This window comes from Herminiimonas sp. (assembly GCF_030645555.1).
In the GTDB taxonomy this organism is placed as follows: domain Bacteria; phylum Pseudomonadota; class Gammaproteobacteria; order Burkholderiales; family Burkholderiaceae_D; genus Oxalicibacterium.
The window spans coordinates 1-4184 of the sequence record NZ_JAUSME010000272.1 but is presented as its reverse complement, the minus strand read 5'-3'; the positions used below and the strand labels follow the sequence as shown (position 1 = coordinate 4184).

Sequence of the window (4184 nt, the reverse complement as noted above, 5' to 3'; positions counted from 1 at the left end):
ACAATGTGATCCACGTTGCAGGCAAGATCAATCCTCTCGACGACATCGAAGTGATCCAGACCGAACTGGCATTGGCCGACAGGGGCACCGTGGAAAAAGCGATCCATCGCGAAAACAAGAAAGCACGTTCCGGCGACAAGGATGCGGCCAAACTGGTCGAAATCCTGGAGCGCATCATGCCGCACCTGAATGAAGCCAAGCCGGTGCGCGCAATGGGCCTGGACAAGGAAGAAATGGAATTGATCAAGCCGCTGTGCCTGATCACTGCCAAGCCGGCCATGTACGTCGGCAATGTGTCCGATACCGGCTTCACCAACAATCCGCTGCTCGATCAACTGACCGCCTACGCCAAATCGCAAAATGCACCGGTCGTCGCGATTTGCGCTGCGATCGAAGCTGAAATCGCCGACCTGGAAGAAGCCGACAAAAAGGAATTCCTGGCCGACATGGGTATGGAAGAACCTGGCCTGGACAGACTGATACGTGCCGCTTTTTCACTGCTGGGCCTGCAAAGCTATTTCACTGCGGGCGTGAAGGAAGTGCGCGCATGGACCATCCACGCCGGCGATACCGGCCCGCAAGCTGCCGGCGTGATCCACACCGACTTCGAGCGCGGCTATATCCGCGCACAAACGATCGCCTATGAAGACTTCATCAAGTACAAGGGTGAACAAGGCGCGAAGGAAGCCGGCAAGATGCGCGCCGAAGGCAAGGAATATGTTGTCAAGGATGGCGACGTCTTGAATTTCCTGTTCAACGTCTAATCCCATTTGAATTGCCTGCTCCGGTTTGATTGCATCTGACCGGAGCCAGTCTGCCACGCACTCATATTCATGCCTATCCTGACCGAACTCCATCTCTACCCGATCAAATCCTGCGCCGGCATTTCGCTGCGCGAGGCGACGCTGACGCCGGCCGGTTTGATGAGCGAACATATCTATGATCGCGAATGGATGCTGGTGGATGCCAACGGGCTGGCACTGACGCAGCGCGAATATCCAAACATGGCTTTGATAACGCCGCGCATCAAGGCTGACACGCTGGAGTTGCGCGCGCCCGGCATGCTGCGTCTGGAAGTCCCGCTGGGCTTGCCCGATCCGGAAGATGAAAAAATCATCCGGGTCCAGGTATGGGACGACCAGCTCGATGCCTACGATTGCGATGACACGACTGCACTGTGGTTTTCAAATGCGCTGGGCGTGACTTGCAGGCTGGTACGCTTTCACCCGGATGCGAAACGGCTCGCGAGCACGACATGGACCGCTGGCGTTGAAGTGCCGACGCTATTCTCCGACGGCTTTCCGATGCTGGTGATAGGCGCCGGATCGCTGGCCGATTTGAATGAGAAACTGATTGCGCAAGGCCGCACGGCCTTGCCGATGAATCGCTTCCGCCCGAACCTGGTGTTCGGCGACCTCGCAGCCTATGAAGAGGATTTTGCCGAATCATACAAGCTGGGCGATGCCACCTTAAAACCGGTCAAGCCTTGCCCGCGCTGCCCGATACCGTCCATCGACCAGGCGACGGGTGAAATCGGTCCCGATCCGCTAGACATTTTGCGCACCTATCGCGTCAATCCCAAAGTAGACGACGGCATCACCTTCGGCATGAACGCGATCTTGCTCAGCGGAGCCGGACAACTGGTGCGCGTAGGGCAGCAGGTCGATGTAAATCTGGCTTTCTGAGGCAGAACTGAGCGCGCACGACAAGACATGTGTTGCTAAAAGCAGCCTTTGTTCAGCAAACTTGAATCAAGTACACACAAGGCCTGCACAAAAATTGCCATAAGGAAAACATCCCTGTAGTATTCACCATCGATTCCTTGCGGTACCCGCTACCATCGCAGTCCCTACCTCCCGTCCATGACGAACAAGCTGGCTACCGAAAATTCGCAGTTGCGCGCGCAGTTGAAATTACTGCTCGAGCAGGCGCATCGCAATCAGCTCATCATGCAGCGCTACCAGGAATTCGACCTGAATTTCATCAGCGCCAACACGTTCCAGGAATTGATAGACAGCGTATTCGATACGCTGACTGAAGCGTCGGAACTCGATGTCGTCACGCTTTCATTGATCGATCCCGATGCGGAAATCCGTCGCATCCTGAGCGATTTGCGCATCGATGTAAGCGATTATCCGAACCTGATTTTCGTCGAGAAAAATGATGGCGTTGATGAACTCAGCCATCCGGCGCGCAAGCCCTCGCTCGGCCCCTACAACACGATGCAGCATAGGCACCGTTTTCCCGCTACCGTATTGAAGCCCGCCAGCGTCGCGGTGCTGCCGCTGATACGGCGCAATGCCTTGATAGGCTGGCTCAGCCTCGGCAGCCTCGATCCCGCCCGCTTCACGCCGAACATGGCGAGCGATTTCCTGCAGCACCGTGCCTCCATCGTTGCCATCTGTGTAGAGAACGTGATCAACAACGAGCGCCTGCAGCATATCGGCCTCACCGATCCGCTGACCGGCGTCAACAATCGCCGCTACGTGGAACGACGCCTGCTGGAAGAAGTCGGCCGCACGCAGCGACACGGCTATGCCTTGTCGAGCATGTATATCGATCTGGATTTTTTCAAGAAAGTGAACGACAACTTCGGCCACCAGGGTGGCGATGAAGTCCTGCGCGAAGTCGCCGCCCGCATCAAGGCAGAATTGCGCTTGAGCGATGCACTGGGGCGATTCGGCGGCGAGGAATTCGTCGTCCTGTTGATCGATGCAGAAATCGATGCCGCCATTGCAGTGGCAGAACGCATACGCGGCAGCATCTGCAACACTCCGCTCATCTTGACTAGCGGAGAAAAACTGCGCATCACCGTCTCGATCGGCGTCGCGTCAGTAGACCGCATAGATCGCAAGGAAATGATAGCCACCACCGCACAGCAGTTACTGGCCAAGGCAGATCAAGCGCTGTATCTGGCCAAGCAGGGTGGAAGAAATAAAGTGATGAGCGCAGCCTGATGGTGCAGGAATGATTGCTACGCAATAAAAAAGGGACCATCGGTCCCTTTTTGTTTATGACTCTGTCTTGAGCTCTGCCTGCAAACGCTCGTATTTGGCTTGCAGTTCTTCCCTGCTTTCGCGCCATGCGGGATTGAAGGGTATGCAATCGACTGGGCAAACCTGCTGGCATTGCGGCTCGTCAAAATGGCCGACGCATTCCGTGCATTTGGTCGGATCAATTTCGTAGATTTCCTGGCCCATGTAAATCGCATCGTTCGGGCACTCGGGCTCGCATACGTCGCACTTGATACATTCCGCAGTAATCAGCAATGCCATGACAACCTCAACTCCAGCTTATTCCTGCTCTTGTGCAGCGATTTTCTCTTTCAGCCATTTGTCGACTGAAGGGAAAACAAATTTCGATACATCGCCGCCCAGCGCAGCGATCTCGCGCACTATCGTGCCGGAAATGAATTGATACTGGTCTGAAGGCGTCAGGAACAGCGTTTCCACATCCGGCAGCAAATAGCGATTCATGCCGGCCATCTGGAATTCGTATTCAAAGTCGGATACTGCGCGCAAACCGCGCACGATCACGCGCGCATCATGACGGCGCACAAAATCCTTCAACAAGCCGGAAAAACTTTCGACATGCACATTCGGATAATGGCCCAGCACTTCATTGGAAATCGTCAGGCGTTCTTCCAGCGAAAAGAAAGGCTTCTTGTTTTTGCTGTCGGCAACGCCGACGATCAATTTGTCGAACAAGCCCGACGCACGACGCACCAGGTCTTCATGACCGCGCGTCAGTGGATCGAATGTTCCTGGATAGATGGCTGTGACCATTTTGGCTCCGTAGGGTGGCTAGGTGTCAGCTGGCGGAAAAACACGCAGCGCATGCGCCGGATGTGGGCAAGATTGGTGCTTTGCTTCCTGTTCCTGCATAGCGCAGCTATGACACTATGGCACCGCAAATAACTGAAAGCGCATTATGCCTGAAGTTCAGGCGGTTTTTTCGATTGCAGCAGATGGTAAAACACCAGGCCGGCGTTATCGGCCCGCAGCACGTCCCAGCCAGCCAGCCATTCGGGCGGCGCATCAGATGCCAAAGAGGCTTCGGATTCGACATAGATCAAGCCATCTTTGGCCAGCAATTGCGCGCATGCCGGCAACATGTTGGCCAGCCAGTCCTGGTGATATGGCGGGTCGAGGAAGATCAACTGGAATTGCCCGGCCATGCCGCGC

6 protein-coding genes are annotated in these 4184 nt (G+C 55.5%); 3 read left to right on the top strand and 3 right to left on the bottom strand.

Features of this window, described 5'->3' with window-relative positions:
* The 3 genes from ychF to Q7T06_RS10470 form a co-directional block, all read left to right on the top strand.
* The coding region (gene ychF, locus Q7T06_RS10480) for a redox-regulated ATPase YchF (RefSeq protein ID WP_304784374.1) at positions 1-764 on the top strand (764 nt) is incomplete at its 5' end.
* 69 nt (positions 765-833) lie between these two features.
* Positions 834-1685, top strand: coding sequence for an MOSC domain-containing protein (locus Q7T06_RS10475; RefSeq protein ID WP_304784372.1), 852 nt, complete (start codon positions 834-836; stop codon positions 1683-1685).
* A gap of 177 nt (positions 1686-1862) precedes the next feature.
* The gene (locus Q7T06_RS10470; RefSeq protein ID WP_304784370.1) at positions 1863-2957 is read left to right on the top strand and encodes a diguanylate cyclase; all 1095 of its coding nucleotides are present in this window, start codon (positions 1863-1865) and stop codon (positions 2955-2957) included.
* A gap of 54 nt (positions 2958-3011) precedes the next feature.
* Here the strand turns inward: Q7T06_RS10470 and Q7T06_RS10465 are convergent, their stop codons facing one another.
* The 3 genes from Q7T06_RS10465 to Q7T06_RS10455 form a co-directional block, all read right to left on the bottom strand.
* A complete protein-coding gene (locus Q7T06_RS10465) occupies positions 3012-3275 on the bottom strand; it encodes a YfhL family 4Fe-4S dicluster ferredoxin (RefSeq protein WP_304784368.1) in 264 nt (87 codons plus the stop codon).
* A gap of 18 nt (positions 3276-3293) precedes the next feature.
* The gene (gene coaD / locus Q7T06_RS10460) at positions 3294-3785 is read right to left on the bottom strand and encodes a pantetheine-phosphate adenylyltransferase (protein ID WP_304784366.1); all 492 of its coding nucleotides are present in this window, start codon (positions 3783-3785) and stop codon (positions 3294-3296) included.
* Between the two features lie 143 nt (positions 3786-3928).
* On the bottom strand, positions 3929-4184 hold a 256-nt coding region (locus Q7T06_RS10455; protein ID WP_304784363.1), incomplete at its 5' end, for an RsmD family RNA methyltransferase.

Bases quoted from the DNA above. Each gene is read 5' to 3' on its own strand.
- Q7T06_RS10475 (WP_304784372.1), top strand. From the start codon at position 834: ATGCCTATCCTGACCGAACTCCATCTCTACCCGATCAAATCCTGCGCC.
- Q7T06_RS10470 (WP_304784370.1), top strand. From the start codon at position 1,863: ATGACGAACAAGCTGGCTACCGAAAATTCGCAGTTGCGCGCGCAGTTG.
- Q7T06_RS10465 (WP_304784368.1), bottom strand. From the start codon at position 3,275: ATGGCATTGCTGATTACTGCGGAATGTATCAAGTGCGACGTATGCGAG.
- coaD (WP_304784366.1), bottom strand. From the start codon at position 3,785: ATGGTCACAGCCATCTATCCAGGAACATTCGATCCACTGACGCGCGGT.